The following is a 17,539-nucleotide window of genomic DNA, read 5'->3' as shown; positions in this document are numbered from 1 at the left end:
CGGGCGCGACCGGCCGACGCGGAAACATTCGCTGCAACGCAACGTTCCTTTCTCATCACAGCCGGCGCGCGGCCGACATGGCGCTCTGCCGGGCCTTTTGCCGTCGCGTAGCCTGCCGGCTTTGCCCGACATCGCGGGCGCCTCGGCTCGGCCTGTCCTTCCACGCCGGCCAAGGCCGCACGCCACGCATAACCGCACGGACATCCGCATGAGCATCGCCTCCGCCCTCGGCCTGACATCCTCGAAAAAGGTCCGCTACGCCTTCGTCGCCCTCGGAGACATCACGCAGGAAGCCATGCTGCCCGGCGTGAAGCACACCGGCAATTCGGAGGTCGTCGCCTTCGTCACCGGCGATCCGGAGAAGGCGCGCGGCGTCGGCGCGCAATACGGCGTGACCGAATCCTATGGCTACGAGCAGTTCGACACGCTGCTGGCCTCGGGCACGATCGACGCGATCTATCTCGCCACGCCGAACTGGCGTCATGCGGAGTTCGCGGTGCCGGCGCTCAAGGCCGGCATCCATGTCCTCGTCGAGAAGCCGCTGGAGATCTCGGCCGAGAAGTCGAGAGAGATCATCGCGGTGCAGAAGGTGTCCGGCGCCAAGCTCATGGTGGCCTACCGGCTGCATTTCGAGCCCTGCACCCTGGCGACCATCGACCTGATCCGCTCCGGCCAACTCGGTGATCTCCTGACCTTCTCCTCGACCTTCACCCAGATGGTCTCGCCCGAAAACCACCGGGCGACGAGCGGCATCGAAGCGGGCCCGATCTTCGATATGGGTCCGTATCCGATCAACGCCGCCCGCTACATCTTCGGCGACGAGCCGACGGAGGTGGTCTCGGCCGTGGGCATCCGTCACCCCGAAGCCGGCCTCGGCGATTTCGACGATACCGTCGCGGTGACGCTCCGTTTCCCGCAGAACCGCATCGCGCAGTTCGTGCTGTCCTATTACGGCAATACCCTCGACAGCTATTCGGTCGTCGGCACCAAGGGCAGCGTCGAGGTCAACCCGGCCTACATGTACGGCAAGCCCCTGGAGCACACCGTCACGATCGGCGAGGACAAGAGCCACGCCAGCTTCAAGAACACCGATCATTTCGGCGGCGAGCTGAAGTACTTTTCGGATTGCATTCTCGAGGACCGTGAGCCCGAGCCCGATGGCGAGGAAGGCCTCGCCGATCTCCGTGTGATCGAAGGCATCGTCCGCGCCCTGCAGACCGGCACGTCTCAGACCCTCGAACCCTTCACCCGCACCAAGCGCATCGACCCGAAGAGCCAGGAGCAGACGCTCTCGGCACAGAAATCGCCGGAGCTCGTCAACACGTCGAATCCCGGAAAGGGCAAGGACAAGGTTCCGCTCAACTAGCCCGGCCGTTTCCAGACCGCCCCCATGCCTCGCTCCACAAGTCCCGTAATGAATGACCGAGCCCAGGCGGGCACCGACCTCACCGTCGATGCATGGTGCAACTCCCGCGAGGCGTCGTCCTCGCGGGACGGACCCGTTCGCATCGATCCCGAGGGCACGGAATATCCAATCCAGGATTACGCCCCGCTCGGCGATGGCCGCTCCGTCGTCCTCGTCGGCCCGGACGGCGCGGTGGCGTGGTGGTGCGTCCCCGAGATGGATTCGCCGCCCCTGTTCGACCGGCTTCTCGAGCCGGAGAACGGCGGCTATTTCCAGGTTCGGCCCGATGGCCCGTTCACGATGGAGCGGCGCTACCGCACCGACAGCAACGTGCTGGAGACGGTCTTCACCACCGCGACCGGCACCGCACGCGTGACCGAATCCCTCAACAGCAGCCGTGCCGGCCGCCTGCCCTGGTGCGAACTCGCGCGCCGGCTGGAGGGCGTCTCCGGCACGGTGACGTTCCGCATCCGCGCCGTCTTCGGCACGCGCGGCGACACCCTCTCGCCCTGGCTCCAGCCGACGCCCAATGGCTGCGTCTTCCATGTTGGCCCGGTGCTCGGGGTGATCCGCTTCAGCGACAACGTCCATGTCATCGAGGAGGAGGACCGCACCATCGCCGCCACCGTGACGGTTGAGGAGGGAGAGCGCGCGGTCGTGGCGCTTCTCGCCGGCGAGGACGAGCCCTTGGGCATCCCCACCATCGCGGAGATCGACGGACGCATCGATATCAGCGATGATGCCTGGCGGCTTTGGGCGGAGGGGCTGGGCTATGACGGCCCGCACCGCTCCGAAGTGCGGCGCAGCGGCCTCGCCCTGAAGCTGCTGCTCTACTCGCCGAGCGGCGCCATCGCGGCCGCCGCCACCTCGTCCCTGCCCGAACGGATCGGCGGGCCGAAGAATTACGATTACCGCTACGCCTGGATCCGCGATGCCGGCTACACCGTCAACGCCTTCCTGCGCATCGGCGCGATGCCGGAGGCGAAGGCCGCCTTCTCCTGGCTGATCGCGCGCCTGCACGAGCACGGGGCGCAGGTCTTCTACACCCTGCGCGGCGGCAAGGTGCCGGAGGAGACCTCCCTCGACCTCGCCGGCTATCGCGGCTCGCGTCCGGTCCGGGTCGGCAACGCGGCGGCGCGCCAGCACCAGCACGGGATCTACGGCGACATCTTCGAGACTGCGACCCTGTTCGTCGCCGACGGCAACATCCTCGACCAGAAGAGCGCGACGGTCCTGGCGGATCTCGCCGACGAATGCGCCGACCGCTGGCGCCAGAAGGATGCGGGGATCTGGGAATTGGAAGTCCCGCAGCATTACACGATGTCGAAGATCAGTGCCTGGCAGGCGCTCGCCCGCGCCGTCGAACTGGCGGAGGCCGGCCATATCGCGGCCACCTGCGTGCCGCGCTGGTCGCGCGAGCGTGACCGGATCCAGGCCTGGATCGAGGAGCATTGCTGGTCTGAGGCGCGCCAAGCCTATACGTTCTATCCCGGTACCGACCGACTCGACGCCTCCCTGATCCTCGCGGTCCGTTTCGGCTTCGACGGGCGCGAGCGCCTGTCCTTCACCCTCGACGCGATCCGCGGGGAACTCGGCCGCGGCCCGCTACTCTATCGTTATTCGGGAGCCGAGAGGGAGGAGGGCGCCTTCATCGCCTGCTCGTTCTGGCTCGTGGAGGCCCTGGCCGAACTCGGCCGGCAGGACGAGGCCGAGGCGATCTTCACCGGCACGCTGCGCGCCGCCGCCAGGGGCGTCGGCGTGATGAGCGAGATGGTCGATCCGGAGACCGGCGACCATCTCGGCAACACACCGCAGGGCCTGAGCCATCTCGCCCTGCTTCACGCGGCCTGCACCTTGCGCGGCGACCGCGAACGAGACCTGAAAGCGGCAAGATGACCGGCACCACCCTCGACACCCGCTCCGGCGCTCTCAGCCTGCCGGATGCGGCGCCCAGCCGGCATCCCGGCCTCGTCCTCACCGCCCTGGCGATGGGCGGCTTTGCCATCGGCACCACCGAATTCGCCACGATGAGCCTGCTTCCGTCCTTCGCGCCCGATCTCGGCATCGACGCGCCGACGGCCGGCCACGTCATCAGCGCCTACGCGCTCGGCGTCGTCGTCGGCGCGCCGGTCATCGCGGTGCTCGCGGCGACGATGGCCCGCAGGACGCTCCTCGTCGGGCTGATGGTGCTGTTCGCGCTGGGCAACGTCCTGTCGGCCCTGGCCCCGAACTATCACGGGATGCTGCTGTTCCGGTTCCTGGCGGGCCTACCGCACGGCGCCTATTTCGGCGTGGCCGCCCTCGTCGCCGCCTCCCTCGTCCCCCGGGAGCGGCGGAGCCAGGCGGTCTCGCGGGTGATCCTCGGTCTCACCATCGCGACGGTGGCGGGCGTACCCCTGGCCAACGTCGTCGGCCAGCTCGTCGGCTGGCGCTGGAGCTTCGGGCTCGTCGCCGTCCTGGCGTTGCTGACGGCGGTTTCGCTGAGGATCCTGGCGCCGCTCGGACGACCGGCTTCGGGTGCCAGCGCCCTGCGAGAGCTTGGCGCCCTGCGGAGCGGGCAGGTCTGGCTCACCCTCGCCATCGGCGCCATCGGGTTCGGCGGCCTGTTCTCGGTCTATACCTACCTCGCCTCGACCTTGATCGAGGTCACCCGCGCGGGGCCCGCGGCGATCCCGCTGGTCCTCGCCGTGTTCGGCGTAGGCCTCACAATCGGCAACCTCGTCTGCGCCTGGGCCGCCGACCGCGCCCTGATGCCGGCGGCCGGGCTGACCCTGGTCTGGACGGCCATGGCTCTGGCCCTCTACCCGTTCTCGGTGGGCAGCGTCTGGACCCTGGCGCCGGTGGTGTTCCTCATCGGCTGCGGCGGCGGCCTCGCCACCATCCTGCAGACGCGCCTGATGGATGTGGCCGAGGATGCGCAGACCTTGGCTGCCGCGCTCAACCACTCGGCCTTCAACTTCGCCAACGCCCTGGGTCCCTGGCTCGCCGGCCTCGCCCTCACCGCCGGGTTCGGCCTGCCCTCCACGGGGTGGGTCGGCGTCGCCCTGGCTCTGGGCGGGTTGGCGCTCTGGGCCATCTCCGCGGCGTCGATGCGCCGGACGGCTCGACCGCTGGCAACTTAGCCCGAGGAACCGCGACGCAGGAGGTCGAGCCGTTCACCGGGCGGGTCTGCTCAAGCGGTCAGCGGCTGGATATCGAGCTGCATGCCCCGTCCCCTGAGGACGCGCACGAGGCGGTCTTCGAGATCGTCGTCGAGCCCGTCCACTTGCATGTGGAGCTGGCTTCCCTTCGCCGTGCCCGTGACCCAGAGACGATACACCAGGCCCTCCTCGCGCAACTGCGTCAGAAGCCGCTCCGATCCGATCCGGTTGGCTTCGTCGTTCATCGCAATGAGGCTCGTGTCCATTCAGATCTCCCGTTACCGACTAGGACAACGTTTCACGGCGATGTTTCGTCCTGATGTCCGGGGACCCTTTCCCGAACGAGGATAACGGTTGGGCAAATCGGCCCCTTCAATGGAGCCTAGCAATGGGCGGGCCGGGGCCGGGAGGCTCAGCCGCAGCATCTCGCGTTCTGTACGAGACGAGGTTCGGGCCGGGCCAAGCGTGACCTGTCCGAGTTCAGGCTCTGCAGGCTTGAGCGGACCGGCCGGAGACCCACTCGACGGGCCGACGATTGCCAATGCGGCCCTATGGGTCGGGCGGATTTAGTATGAATCGTTCTTCATCATAATCGTTGACTGTCGTTTATCGCTCCTGGTCCAATAAACTCTTCAGACGGCTCCGACGCGGCGCCTGGAGACATGAGGTGAAGTTCGGATCCGTTATCCTGCTGGGCCTCTTCGCGGCGTCCCCGGCCGCCCAGGCCTGGGCGCAGAGCCCGCGCGACGTGCCGATCACCGACGATCTTCGCCGCGAGGAGCGCATCGAGCGCCGCCTCGACCGGACCATGCCGCCGCCGGTGGACCCCAACGTGTCACCGGACAATCCGGACGGCGTCGTCGGCTTCGACGGCCCCCCCGGCATGTTCGAGAACGGCGTCGAGAACGGCAGCCCGATCCCCTCCGGCTCCCCAGTGGACGACGACGACGATTAGGCGCCGAACCGGCATCCCCTTCGACGGAGAGCGCTCTAGTTAGGGCCCGTGCCTGCCTCGTCCCACATGCGAAGCCGGCCCTCCCGCCCTCGGCCCGAGCTTTCCCGTTTGACGAGCCTTCCCGTTTGACGAGCCTTCCCGTTTGATCAGCGTCCGCGCCTTGTCCTACAACATCCGTCATTGCCGCGGCATGGACGGGCGCGTGTCGCCGGACCGGGTGGCCGAGGTCATCGCTGCCAGCGGGGCCGATCTCGTCGCGCTCCAGGAGGTCGATGTCGGGCGCGCCCGGACCGGCGGCCTCGACCAGGCCGAGACCATCGCCCGGCGTCTCGGCATGGATCACCATTTCCATCCGGCCCTGCACCTGGCCGAGGAGCGCTACGGCGACGCCATCCTGACCCGCCTTCCGTCCCGGCTGGTCCGGTCGGGCATCCTGCCCGGCCTCGCGAACCGGCCCGGCCTGGAGCCGCGCGGCGCCCTGTGGGTGGAGGTGACGGCGAATGGCCGGATTCTGCAGGTCTTCAATACCCATCTGGGCCTGTCGGCGAAGGAGCGGATGGCCCAGGCGAAGGCGCTGCTCGGCCCCGACTGGACCGGATCGCCCGACTGCGTCTCCCCCTTCGTCCTGATGGGAGATTTCAACGCCATCCCGCAATCCGCCGCCTACCGGCGGCTCGGCGCGCATCTCATCGATGCGAGGCGGATCGCCGGGCAGAAATCCGGCTCCGCGACCTTTCCGAGTCGCTGGCCGCTGCTGCGGATCGACCATGTCTTCGTCGGGCCGGAAGTGCGGGTGCGACGCATGGAGATCGTGCGCACGCCGCTCGCCCGCCGCGCCTCGGACCACCTGCCTCTCCTGGTGGAGTTGGAGATCGGTCCGGCCGCGGACTGACCCGGAGCCTCGAATGCGGGGAGAGGGCGATCGCATATGACACCACGCCGTCATTCCGGGTCGCCACAGGCGAGCCCGGACCCGGAGGGCCGCGCCAGAGGCGTGCAATCCAGAGCCGCCGACAGTGTAAAGTCTTGCACCACTTGTGTTTCTGGATCCCGGGCTCCGCTGCGCGGACCCGGGATGACGGGGTGGTGCCAGCGGGTTTCTGACAGGTAAATCGGCATATGCGATAGCCCTGCCCACGGGGAGAGGGTGGAGCGGTCCGGCTTCGGTTGCTCGAAGTCTTCAAGACGATCTCGACCGCGAGAGCGACACGAACCGCCGTCGAGCGAGCGCCGCACGCCCATCTTGCCAAGCCGAGGATGGGAAACGCGACGCTATCGCCGCGGATCGGAGGATGTCGATGACGTGAGGGAGCAAACCGCGGCCAAACGGCTTGTCCCCCCGGCGATGCGACAGGCATCGACCCTGTTCGAGGTTCAATCGGGAGTTGCATGGCCGAGGATGTGACGTCGTCAGGCTACGAGTGGACGCTGGCCAGCTTCACCGACACCATCCATCGCGGCGGCGTTGCCCTGTGGGCCTGGTCGCCGACGCGCAGGTTGGCCCAGCTCGACGGGCTCTGTCGCGAGTTCTGGGGGACGTCCGAATCCGTCGTCCCCATCGACGATCTCTTCGCGCGCGTGAACGCGGAGGACCGCCGCGCCATGATGCTCGACTGGGCGGCGAGCGAGGCCGATTCCCATCCCTACAGTTTCGACTTTCGCATCGGTGACGGCCCTGACGCACGCTGGGTCTCCGCCCGCGGGGTGGGGGGAGAGTCCGGCAAGGTCGGCGAGTGGGTCCAGGCCATCTTTCTCGACGTGACCCGGCAGAAGCGCGCCGAAGAGGCCGAGCACCTCCTCACGGCGGAACTCGCGCACCGTGTCTCGAACATGTTCTCCGTCGCCCGTGCGCTGACCGCCATCGTCGCCCGGGGGGCCACGTCGACCCCGCATTTCGCCGAGGACCTGTCGCAACGCTTCGGCGTGCTGCACGAGGCGACGGCCCTGGCGACGCGGGCACAGGCCGGAGACCACGGCAATGTCAGGCTTCGGACGCTGGCCGAGCGGATCCTGTCCCCCTACCTCGACGGCGGCAACATCGAGATCGACGTCGAGGACGCCGCCGTGGCGCCTCCCGGCAAGGTCAACGATTACGCCATGATCCTGCACGAGCTCGCCACCAACTCGGCCAAGTATGGCGCCCTCTCGGGAGGCGGCACGCTGACAGTGACGGGTCGCGTGTCGGACGGAACGCTCACGCTCAATTGGGAGGAGACGTCGGCCTCCTCGGGGACGGTCACGTCCGATGGGGGCGGGTTCGGTTCCCGACTGCTGAGACAGACCATCGAGCGCAGCCTGGGCGGCCGTTTCACGCGTCGGATCGACGAGACCGGGCTCGGCTTCGAGATGAATGTCCCGGCCGCCTGAACGACCGTCCCTCCCTCTTCACGTCGCTCGCCAGTCACAACACTCGTCAGGAAACCCGACATGGCCCACGTCCTCGTCATCGGCGCCAGCCAGGGCATCGGCCTGGAAACCGTGAAGGCGGCCCTGGCGGCCGGCCATCGCGTGCGCGCCTTCGCCCGATCCGCCGCGACCATGTCGCTGTCGGACCAGGGGCTGGAACGCTTCCCCGGCGACGCCTTGAACGCCGCCGACGTCACATCCGCCCTGGAGGGCATCGACGTCGTGGTGCAGGCCCTAGGCGTGCCGGCGAAGAACCTGCTCGGGCCGGTGACCCTGTTCTCGGCCGCCACCAACGTGCTGGTGCCGGCCATGGAGAAAGCCGGCGTGCGGCGCATCCTCGCCGTGACGGGCTTCGGCACCGGCGACAGCCGTGACGCCATCGGCCTGCTGCAACGCATCCCCTTCCGCCTCGTCTTCGGGCGGGCCTATGACGACAAGGACGCCCAGGAGATGCGGATCCGCCGTTCTGGCCTGGACTGGACCTTCGTCCGGCCGGGCGTCCTGACGCCCGGCTCGGCCACGGGACGCTACAAGATCCTGACGGAGCCCGCATCCTGGCGGAACGGCCTGATTTCCCGCGCCAACGTGGCCCACTTCATCGCCGGTGAGATCGACGGGCACTCCTATGCGCGCAAGGCCGTCGTCCTCGTGGGCTAGGGCACGCTCCGCCGAAGGGGATGCCGGTTCGGCGAGAAAAAGCGCGGCGCAACAAGGGTCGGGTGGTTGAATAAATTCGACCGATGGTAGCCGCCCCGAGCGTCGGAAATGGATGGGGAGCAGTGTCTGCTTCTAGCGGGGAGTGGACCGAAGCAGACACAGCCGTCGCGCCCGCTTACGACCTGTTGCACAAGGTCGGAAGGTCTGCGGATGGGTCGGGTGGAGACCAGACAATCGGCTCCGTGACTGACTGGGTCTTCTGCCCGTTCCCACATTAATGTCCGCTAAAAACGAGAGTTTGGATCGGCAGCATCAATGCCTGGATACGTAGGATCATGGCGTGGACCACGGCGGTGGCATCGACCGCATGGAGGACCAAGCTTCTGGTGGTGCTGAGCTTGCCCGAGTTAATCAGGTCGTGGTTGCTGGTATATGCATTGGCGATACAGCTACTGCCCGGTTTCACGCCTTCGAGCCCACCCGCGTAGAGCGGCTCGAGAAACACCGTGATCGTTCCGGGGCGAACGACCTGCTGCGCATCGATGAGCTGCTCGCCGCCACGAAATTGTCCGGCGGCAATGAAGTCCTGCACGCTCGTCACCACCATGGGGATCACGGTCCAGGGTTTGGAGACGCAGGTGATCTCGGCCAGCATCCCCACCTTCATGACCTGAGCTTCGATCTGCCCGAACCCCGCCGTAATGGCTTTCCGTCCGGCACCTTCGGGGATCAGCACGCCTGCCGGTCGCATGATCGGATTGACGATGTCGCCGACCCGCAGGGTGAACTGCTCCACTCGTCCATCAACGCCGGCGCGGATGATGGTCTTCGCAATCTCTACGGTGGCTTGGGAAAGAGCAGCTTCTGCACTGGCTTTCTGGGCGGGGAGAAGACTGCTGACCTGCGCTTCGGCCGTCTGCTTGGCCGCCGTCGCAGCCGCGACCGCGCCGCGCCGGCCGTTCACGACATTCTGAAGCCGCTCGATCTCGCGAAACGCGACGATCCCAGCGCCCCGCCGGTTCAGCTCCTGCTTCGTCTCCAGTTCGTCGATGGCCTGCTGTAGGCCGCTCCTCGCCTCCTGAGCCTTGCCTTCGGACGCCGCAATCTCTGATCGCGCCGCCACCATCGCCGCCTCGACCTCGGCGATCTTACGCCGAGCCGCCTCGGCCGCCGCCTCCTGGGTCGCGCTGTCCAGGCGGAAGATGGGTTCGCCCTTCTTGACCTCGCCGCTGATGCTGTTGACGTAGATCTCGGCGACACGTCCGCTGGCCTCCGAGACGATGGGAACGGTCCGGTAGTACAGGGTCGCGGTCTTCGTGGATGGGTGATAATAGAAGATCACCGTGATGAGACCCACGGAAAGCATCAGGCACGAGACGATGCCCCACCTCAGCTCGAACCACACCGAGTAGAGCGTGATCTCCTTGCCGAACCGCTTGCCCTGGCCGAAGCGTCGGAAAAGATAGTCCGGCAGGATTGTCAGCACCGAGCACAGTAAGATCTCGAGCATGGATCAGGTCCTCGTCGTGCTGACCGGGACGATCCTCGGGATGGGCCGTAAGACGGGCGAGACATCTTCCCGGGGGACGCTGGCCGGCCCGCTGTCCTCCGGCACTTCGGCAGCTCCCGTTCCTGGAGAGAGACCCGCGATCCGTTCGAGCGCCCCCGCCATGCGACCGAGCGTTCCTCCGAAGTTTGGGATGTCGATCAAGGCAAGCAGGAGGCCCATCACCCAAAACAGATGGATATGCGTGAAGAGGGCGAGCAGCCCCAGCACGGCGACGATCTCGAACTGCAGCTTGTGGCTCTTGTGGGCCATCCGTTCGGGCAAGGTATGCAGGCGCAGGAACAGAAGCCCCGCTGCCATCACCACGAGGACGAGGACCACGGCCATGACCGACATGAACACGTCAGTCCCGTCTGCCGCTGGCATGAATATTGGCAAATGATGCGGTGCAGCCGGGTGGATCGCGTCGGACATGTTGGCCCCCAATAGAAATGGTGACGCAATCGAATCACGGCCTCGCATAGTTCAACGGCGCATCAAACGCCTGAACCGCTCTCTGGATGGGTCAGGATACACAAACATATTACGTTTGTATCGTCTATAATTGATTTTTGCCGCTGGATACTGGTGTTCTGCAGGCAGCGGATTTTCGTTCCTCAGCTGCCGATAAGCATCCACCTGCTGCACGGCTGCACTCGAGACGCCATTCAGCCGGGACAAGGAGCGATGACCGTTCGCTCATGAGGACAGCTGAAAACCACCCTCCACGGCAAGGTTGGATCGACAGCGGAACGTCCGCTTCGGGACGAGGGACCAAAGTCCGGTTGCCGCCGCGAGCCGACGTTGCCGGCCCGCCAACAGATGACTGCTCGTAAGGAGTACCCATGGCGAACCAAGCGGCCGGGTTGGGTCGGAAACTCCCCCGACGGCGGGTACCGAACGTCGGATTTCTTCACCTCAGCTGAGCCGGACCCATTGTGGTCGGGCCCAGCTCTAGGATCGGGGCTTGCCCCGGAGCGTGATGCGCGTCAGCTCGGAGGATGTCCCGAGCCTCAAGGCGAAGCCGGGCCACAGCCCCGTGCCGTTGTTGACGTAGAGCGTCATCGCGCCGACCGCGTATGCGCCAGAGACGAAGCCAGCATTGGCGCGAGCGACCAGCCGGTCGAGGCCCCAGATCATCCCGCCATGCGTGTGCCCGGAGAGTTGCAGGGCCACACCTTTCGCGGCCGACCGCGCCGCGCCCCTCGGCTGATGGTCGAGCAGGACGATGGGGGCATTGGGCGGCGCACCGGCCAAAGCGGCGTCGAGGTCGTGCACCGGCCGTCCCGAATGCGAGGCCGACAGGTCGGTCACGCCCGCGAGGACCAAAGCATCGCCACCGCGCTTCAAGACCGTGTGCCGGTTCTCGAGCACGCCCATGCCCAGTTCGGCATAGCGGTGCATCCACCCCGCATAGTCGAAGAAGTATTCATGGTTGCCGGGGATCACCCAGACCCCGTCCGGGGCATGGAGACCACGTAGCGGTTCGACGTCGGCGCGGCGCGATGCGAGGGCCCCGTCGATCAGGTCGCCGGTCACCACCACGAGATCGACGCCGAGCGCGTTGGATCGCGTCACCACCTCCCGCGCCCATGCCGCCGGGAACAGGCGGCTGAGATGCAGGTCCGTCAGCTGGAGCAGGGTGAAGCCGTCGAAGCCGGCCGGAAGGTTCTCGATCTCGACGGTCACGTCCTTGAGCGGCGGCACCCGCACCGCCTGCTGCACCGCCACCGCCGACAGGAGCATGGCCAGCGCCGCCTCGGCATAGCGCCAGCCGGCCGGGATCGCCCAGCCGCTACCGGGCACGAGCCTGGAAGCCAACGCCACGACGTCGAGCGCCAGCTGCATCGCCGCCAGGAGGAAGATCGCCCCGAAGGCCCAGTTGAACAGCAGGATCAGCACCCGCGGAAACTCGGGCGCGAAGACCGAGCCGGACGAGAGGCGGCTCCACAGATGGTATTGCGACGCGACGAGCAGGAGGACGGCAATGCCGGCCTTCACAGCGAACGGCCATGGAAGCGGCCACAGGACCCTGGTGACGACGTACAGGCAGGGCAGACCGAAGATCAGGTGAAACATGCTCTCGTATCGGCGACGGTGGACGATCGGCACGGAGCCGATGCTGCGTCCGAACGGGACGAGGCCATATCACCGACCGCGCGACGAGGGACGCATCGATCCGCCTCGCAGGCTTCATCAGGTGCCGCCGAGCACACCGGCTATGCGCGAAGCGTTCCGTCCGTCGGATCTCGACCTCTCAGCGGGTTGAGCAAAAGCGGTCACCGGTTCTGCGTCTCGAAACCGCGACACGTCAAAAGCCTGAGCGAGGTGAAGCGTTGGCTGGCCGTTGCGAACCTGTTCAGGAAGCCTCGGCGGCCTGCGCCGCCCCGGCGCGTACCGGCTGCTGACCCGCGACCGCGTTGGCCCCCTCGCGGCGCCGGGCGAGGGCGCGGTGACGGCGCCAGGGCCGCCAGGCATCGACGAGACCGACGGGATCTCCGAGATGGAAGGCCTCGACGAGGCGCACGACGGGCCCGCGCCTTGAGGCCACGAGGGAGCACAGCCGGCGGGCCGGGACGAGGGCGGGATCGTCGATCGCCGCGAGCAGTCCCTTCTCCCGCACCGCCTCCTCGAAAGCGTCGCGCGGGCAGCCGGCATGATGGGCGATCAGGCCGTTCCTCACCCGCGCGATGGCGATGCGCCGCGCATCGCCCGCGTCGCCATCGAGTGCTTCGAGGGCGAGATCGCATTCGGTGTCGTAGCCCATGGACCTGTTGTTCAGGTTGGTCGACCCGACCCGGAGCATCCGGTCGTCGAAGATCGCGACCTTGGAATGGACGAGGATCGGACGGCCCTGGAGCGTATGCGGCGCGAGGATGCGCAGGCGGCCATACCGGTCCGCCGCGCGAAGCCGGGCGATGAGGCCGCGCCGCGCCCCGTCCATGGTGATCCGGTCGAAGCCGTTCGGGCTGCGTTCGGCGAGCACCACGACAATGTCGGGACCTTCCGGCTCGGCGAGGCGCGCGGCCAGGGCCTCGGCGATGAGCGGAGAGGTGAAATACTGGTTCTCGAGATAGATGTGACGGGACGCGCGGCGGATCGCCAGCAGATAGAGCGCCTCGTTCTCGCGGATCGCATCCCCCGATTCCCGTGCCGGTATCGTGCGGGCGAGCCCTACCGTCACGTCCTCGAAGAGCGGCGTCACCGAATCGGGCCAAGGATCGGGGAGGGAAGAATCGGACAGGGTAGAATGGGGGCGGGAAGGACCGCGTGCGTCCGTGCCGACCGGTCCGGACACGGCTGAGGCCGGGCGCCCGCTCGTCGCCTCCTGCCAGCGTTGACGCGCCAGATCGGACAACGCCGACGCGGCCGCACCGTCGACGAGCATCATGACGTCGTGGCGCGGCGGGTAATCCTCGCCGGTCGGCAGACGCCGGAGCGGGTCACGGTCCCGATGGGCGGGCGTGTCCCAGCGGTTCACCTCGAAATCGCTGCCGCCGCTGAAGGCGATGCGGTCGTCCACCACCAGCACCTTCTGGTGCTGGCAGGCCCCGAAGGGGAGGCGGGAATCGACGACGTACTCGATCCCCGGCCCGAGCAGGGCGCGGATGTCGTCGGGCTTGAGATCGGTGCCGGCGGAGATCGGCCACGGCATGTCCCAGATCAGGAGACGGATCTCGACCTCGGGCCGCGTCGCCTTCAGGCGCCGCAGCAGGTCGGCCATGGTCTCGCGGTCCGCCTCCCCCTGGGGGGTCAGCCGCACGCGCGGATCGAAGCTCCAGCCGATCAGCATCACGGAGGATCGGGCCTTGAGGATCGCCTCGCGCGACGCGGCGAAATAGGCGGCGCCGTCGTGCAGGATCGCCACGCGGGCCGCCCGCTCCTGGCGCCAGCAGGTCGCGCCGGGAACCAGCCAGGATGTCAGGGGGGCCGGCATGGCGGGCACGGCATGGCCGTGATCCAATGCTGCCGGCTGGGACGGGCCGCTCATATCAACTGTCTCGCTTCACTGGTTCGACGCCACTGCTCTCATGCCGTTGCCCTCATGCCGGTGCCCTCATGCAGCCGTCGCCGCCTGCCTGGCCTGCATCTTGTGCCGCACGCGGCGCCGGGTGAGGGCGACGGCGGCCACCGTGGCGGCAAAGCCGAGACCGAGAAAGAGCCAATGCTCGGTCGTATCGCTGCCGGCCGCGCGCCCGATGATTCCGAGATAAACGCAGACGATGGTGCCCGGCAGCATCCCGAGGATGGTCGAGACGAGATAGGCGCCCATGCCGACCTCGGTGAGACCGAGCGCGTAGTTCTGGGCATTGAAGGGGACGAAGGGGCTCAGCCGCATCAGGGTGAGAAGGCGCCACCCGCCATTCCCCACCGCCTCCATGGTGGCGACCATGGTCGGGCGGCGCGCGATGAGGCGGCGCAGCCGCTCGCGGAACAGGTAGCGGCTGGCGATGAAGGCGAGGACGGAGCCCGCCGTGGCCGAGACCAATGCGATGGGCATGGCCCACCATCCGAAGGCGACGGCCCCGGCGATGGTCAGCGGCGTACAGGGGATCACCAGCAGGGTCGCGAGAAAGAAGAGCCCACCGAAGGCGAGGGGGCCGAGCAGGCCGAGGCCCGCGGTCCATTCGGCGAAGCCACGCAGCCATTCGTCCATCGGCAGCAGCAGCCAGGCGCCCGCCAGTGCGAGGATCGCTAGGACAGTCACGCTCCAATATCGGATCTCCCCGCCCGTCACGCCTTCCCCTCACTCCTTACCCTGGTCCACCTCGCCCCGGTCATGGGTCGACCCATCCCCGCATCTTGCACTGCAGCACGAAACCGTGGCCAGATGCCGGAGCGGGTTCGGCGTCCTGGCCGGGGGCCTGTCCCGCCTTTTGCATGTGCGACAAAGGCATATGCGACAACGGCGCTGAAGCGCCCTGGTTCGCGGAGGATCGTTAGCATCGCATGACGCGGCGCAGAACCGCTCGGCCCCTGCCCTGTGTGAATGTTCAAGGGCGGGGAACATGCCATGGGCTCTGCGGCATGATGCGAGACCGTCGCGACGCGAGGCCGGCGGCCGATGCCGGGACGGGGTTCGGATGGAGCGGGATTTGGACGAAGCAGAATCTGGACGAGGCGAAGTTCCCATGAAGCAGACATCGACGGAACGCAGCGCCAGCCCGACATTCGATCAGATTCGCCGGCGCGCCTACGAACTCTGGGAGCGTAATCACCAGCCGATGGGATTCGAAATTGAATTCTGGCTGATGGCCGAGAAAGAGCTGAAGGCGGAGCGGGAACGCGCGGCGAAGGCGGAGGCAACCGGGACCGACGAGACCTCCCCGCCCATGCAATCGTGACCGGGCGTCGAGTCATCTCGCTCGTCGGCATCGTTGTTCCGCCACCTCACCGACAAACCGACCGAACAAGTGCATGCATCTTCTAGCCGACTACACGAGAAAGACCGGTTAAATTGCAGATGTAGGAACAAAAACCTTATCTATGTGGAAACAAAAGTCTCATCGCGTCGGTCTTTAGCTTTAGAAAATATTCAGACCTTCGGTGGATCTTGGGGGTGGATATTTTCCACACATCCCCCCTCTGTCGCGGAACGCCGTCATGCTGAGCCGTCTTTCCCTGCGCGCGCGCCTCATCGGCGCCTTCGCGGTCACGACGCTGTTTCTGCTCGGGATGGGGGCGGTCGCGCTGACCGCGACACGGACGATCAACGCACAACTGGTGGCGGTCCAGTCGGATTCCCTGCCGAGCGTCGCCAAGGCCGGTGAGATCTCCGGCTTGGTCGCGCGCTACGCGATCAGCATCTACCGCCATCTGGCCGCGATCGACCCCGATTCGAAGAAGCGCTACGATTCCGAGATCGTCGAGCGGCAGGGCAGGGTCACGCGCGTCCTCGCCGAATACGCCCCCCTCGCGACCTCCGCGCGCGAGCGAGCGATCTACGACCGCCTCAACGCGACCTGGCTCGACTACCTCAAGGAGAACAAGCCGATCCTCGACCTCTCGCGCAGCGGGATGAACGAGGATGCGCTCGAGCGGATGCAGGGCAGATCGACCGAGCTTCAGCGCCTGAGCACCTCGCTGGCCGACCAGCTCGTGACCGTCAACAACGAGGCCGCGGAAGCATCCCGGATCGAAGGACGGGAAGCCTTCGCCCACACAGAGACCATCGTCCTCGGCGCCGGCATCGGCGGCCTCGTGCTCTCGGCCCTGCTCGCGTTCTGGATCGTCCGCGGTGTCACCGGAGGCATCGCCTCGGTGGTCCAGCCCATGCAGGCGCTGGCCTCGGGCGACCTGTCTGTGGCGATCCCGCGCCAGGGGGAGGGAACCGAGATCGGCACGATCGCGGACGCGGTGCAGGTATTCAAGACACGCCTCATCGAGATGAGGGCGATGGAAGAGGAGACCGTGCTGGCACGGGCGGGCGCCGAAGCCCAGCGCCACGCCGCCATGCATCAGATGGCGGGGGATTTCGAACAGGCCGTGGGCGGCATCATCGGCACCGTGGCGGCGTCGGCGAACCAGCTCCAGGGCACGGCGCAATCGATGACGACGACGGCCACGCAGACCGCCTCGCAATCCCTGGCGGTCGCGGCGGCAGCCGAGCAAGCGGCCTACAACGTCAACACGGTGGCGGCCGCGACGGAGCAGCTCGGCTCCTCGGTGCAGGAAATCGGCCGTCAGGTCGATGGATCGGCCCGGCTCGCCACCCTCGCGGTGAACGAGGCGGCCCGGACCGCCTCCCTCGTCCAGGAGCTCAGCCTGGCGGCGGGCAAGATCGGTGACGTCGTCTCGATCATCTCGGAGATCGCCGGACAGACCAACCTGCTGGCGCTGAACGCCACCATCGAGGCGGCGCGGGCCGGTGAATCGGGCCGGGGCTTCGCCGTGGTCGCCGCCGAGGTGAAGCAGCTCGCCAGCCAGACGACGCGGGCCACCCAGGAGATCGGCGACCAGATCGGCCGCATCCAGACCTCCACGGGAGAGGCGGTCGCGGCGATCGGAACCATCGCCGCGCGGATCGGCGAGATCAGCACCGTCGCCACCTCCATCGCCGCCGCCGTCGAGGAACAGGGCGCCGCGACCCAGGAGATCGTCCGCAACGTCGCTCAGGCGGCCGTGGGGACGGGTGAGGTCACCACCAACATCTCCAGCGTGGCGAACGCGGCCGAGGAGACCGGCGCCGCCGCGAGCCAGGTCCTGGCCTCGGCCTCCGACCTGTCGCAGCAATCCGAGCATCTCAGTCTCCAGGTCGCCCGCTTCCTCGCCACCGTGCGAGCCGCCTGACCGACCACGCGGGACGCTCTCCGCGCCGATGCGGGACGTGCGTGATCTGTGGCTTTCGTGCCTTGAGGCGAGGCGAAACGGCCCCCGGCCTGCCTATGGAGGAGGCATCCGGCGCACTCGCCCGACCTTGCCCGTAATGT

The 17,539-nt window shown here is 67.3% G+C and carries 15 protein-coding genes; 9 read left to right on the top strand and 6 right to left on the bottom strand.

Annotation, left to right across the window (positions count from 1 at the left end; genetic code table 11):
- The first annotated feature begins 208 nt into the window (after positions 1 to 208).
- Genes ACYQML_RS19865 through ACYQML_RS19855 form a run of 3 tightly spaced genes read left to right on the top strand, consistent with a single transcriptional unit; the run spans position 209 to position 4,527 of the window.
- Complete coding sequence (locus ACYQML_RS19865; protein ID WP_461233795.1) at positions 209 to 1,366, top strand: Gfo/Idh/MocA family protein; 1,158 nt, start codon at positions 209 to 211, stop codon at positions 1,364 to 1,366.
- 48 nt (positions 1,367 to 1,414) lie between these two features.
- A complete protein-coding gene (locus ACYQML_RS19860; protein ID WP_461233794.1) occupies positions 1,415 to 3,301 on the top strand; it encodes a glycoside hydrolase family 15 protein in 1,887 nt (628 codons plus the stop codon).
- A complete protein-coding gene (locus tag ACYQML_RS19855; protein WP_461233793.1) occupies positions 3,298 to 4,527 on the top strand; it encodes an MFS transporter in 1,230 nt (409 codons plus the stop codon). Before ACYQML_RS19860 ends, ACYQML_RS19855 begins: the two co-directional genes overlap by 4 nt.
- Before the next feature lie 50 nt (positions 4,528 to 4,577).
- On the opposite strand, the gene ACYQML_RS19850 is transcribed toward ACYQML_RS19855, so the two are convergent.
- Positions 4,578 to 4,811, bottom strand: coding sequence for a hypothetical protein (locus ACYQML_RS19850; RefSeq protein WP_056425396.1), 234 nt, complete (start codon positions 4,809 to 4,811; stop codon positions 4,578 to 4,580).
- A gap of 401 nt (positions 4,812 to 5,212) precedes the next feature.
- On the opposite strand from ACYQML_RS19850, the gene ACYQML_RS19845 reads away from it, so the two are divergent.
- From ACYQML_RS19845 to ACYQML_RS19830, 4 genes are all read left to right on the top strand, one after another.
- On the top strand, positions 5,213 to 5,500 hold the full coding sequence (locus tag ACYQML_RS19845) for a hypothetical protein (protein WP_056425399.1): 288 nt from the start codon (positions 5,213 to 5,215) through the stop codon (positions 5,498 to 5,500).
- Positions 5,501 to 5,642: 142 nt separating this feature from the next.
- Positions 5,643 to 6,392, top strand: coding sequence for an endonuclease/exonuclease/phosphatase family protein (locus tag ACYQML_RS19840; RefSeq protein WP_461233792.1), 750 nt, complete (start codon positions 5,643 to 5,645; stop codon positions 6,390 to 6,392).
- Between the two features lie 497 nt (positions 6,393 to 6,889).
- Positions 6,890 to 7,867: a sensor histidine kinase gene (locus ACYQML_RS19835; RefSeq protein ID WP_207411898.1), complete on the top strand. Its 978-nt coding sequence runs from the start codon at positions 6,890 to 6,892 to the stop codon at positions 7,865 to 7,867.
- 60 nt (positions 7,868 to 7,927) lie between these two features.
- Positions 7,928 to 8,563 (top strand): NAD(P)-dependent oxidoreductase, encoded by a 636-nt coding sequence (locus tag ACYQML_RS19830; protein WP_461233791.1) that lies wholly within the window; start codon positions 7,928 to 7,930, stop codon positions 8,561 to 8,563.
- A 274-nt stretch (positions 8,564 to 8,837) separates the two neighbouring features.
- On the opposite strand, the gene ACYQML_RS19825 is transcribed toward ACYQML_RS19830, so the two are convergent.
- The 5 genes from ACYQML_RS19825 to ACYQML_RS19805 all read right to left on the bottom strand — a co-directional run bounded on the left by ACYQML_RS19825 (position 8,838) and on the right by ACYQML_RS19805 (position 14,817).
- Positions 8,838 to 10,073, bottom strand: a complete 1,236-nt coding sequence (locus ACYQML_RS19825; protein ID WP_461233790.1) for an HlyD family secretion protein — start codon at positions 10,071 to 10,073, stop codon at positions 8,838 to 8,840.
- Positions 10,074 to 10,076: 3 nt separating this feature from the next.
- A complete protein-coding gene (locus ACYQML_RS19820) occupies positions 10,077 to 10,466 on the bottom strand; it encodes a hypothetical protein (protein WP_461233789.1) in 390 nt (129 codons plus the stop codon).
- A 597-nt stretch (positions 10,467 to 11,063) separates the two neighbouring features.
- Positions 11,064 to 12,188 carry a metallophosphoesterase gene (locus tag ACYQML_RS19815; RefSeq protein ID WP_461233788.1) on the bottom strand — a complete coding sequence of 375 codons (1,125 nt, stop codon included), beginning with the start codon at positions 12,186 to 12,188 and terminating at the stop codon, positions 11,064 to 11,066.
- A gap of 280 nt (positions 12,189 to 12,468) precedes the next feature.
- Entirely contained in the window at positions 12,469 to 14,100 is a 1,632-nt protein-coding gene (locus tag ACYQML_RS19810) for a phospholipase D-like domain-containing protein (protein ID WP_461233787.1), read from the bottom strand.
- Positions 14,101 to 14,166: 66 nt separating this feature from the next.
- A complete protein-coding gene (locus tag ACYQML_RS19805) occupies positions 14,167 to 14,817 on the bottom strand; it encodes a TVP38/TMEM64 family protein (protein ID WP_461233786.1) in 651 nt (216 codons plus the stop codon).
- A 424-nt stretch (positions 14,818 to 15,241) separates the two neighbouring features.
- Here ACYQML_RS19805 and ACYQML_RS19800 point away from each other — a divergent pair, with 424 nt between their 5' ends.
- Together ACYQML_RS19800 and ACYQML_RS19795 are read left to right on the top strand one after the other, a co-directional pair.
- Complete coding sequence (locus tag ACYQML_RS19800) at positions 15,242 to 15,454, top strand: DUF2934 domain-containing protein (RefSeq protein WP_461233785.1); 213 nt, start codon at positions 15,242 to 15,244, stop codon at positions 15,452 to 15,454.
- A gap of 259 nt (positions 15,455 to 15,713) precedes the next feature.
- A complete protein-coding gene (locus ACYQML_RS19795) occupies positions 15,714 to 17,399 on the top strand; it encodes a methyl-accepting chemotaxis protein (RefSeq protein WP_461227645.1) in 1,686 nt (561 codons plus the stop codon).
- Positions 17,400 to 17,539: the final 140 nt, after the last annotated feature.

This window comes from Methylobacterium sp. CM6244, from assembly GCF_054817885.1.
The sequence above is the reverse complement of the archived record's forward strand: the minus strand, read 5'-3'. Positions and strand labels throughout refer to the sequence as shown.